This is a genomic window from Clostridium sp. DL1XJH146 (genome assembly GCF_054819755.1).
Genome location: NZ_JBTVVN010000155.1, coordinates 1 through 255 on the forward strand (window position 1 = coordinate 1; position 255 = coordinate 255).

Sequence of the window (255 nt, forward strand, 5' to 3'; positions counted from 1 at the left end):
CTTTTCTTTAAAATAGCGGGCCATCGGCAGGATATCTTTTTCATTGACGCCCTTTTGAACAACCATATTGATTTTCACACCGAGTCCGGCCGCTTTTGCCGCCTCAATGCCCTCAAGCACCTTGTTCACCGAAACGCCGCGGCCGTTAATGGCCTTAAACCGCTCATTCTCTAAAGAATCGAGGCTGACTGTCACTCGATGCAGCCCCGCCTGCTTCAGTTTTTCCGCGTACACGGGAAGCAGAGAGCCGTTTGT

1 protein-coding gene is annotated in these 255 nt (G+C 51.4%); it reads right to left on the minus strand.

Going from position 1 to position 255, the window contains the following annotated elements; translation table 11 throughout:
• A partial coding sequence (locus ACVHXK_RS18915) for a radical SAM protein (protein WP_461207949.1) occupies positions 1-255 on the minus strand: 255 nt, incomplete at both ends.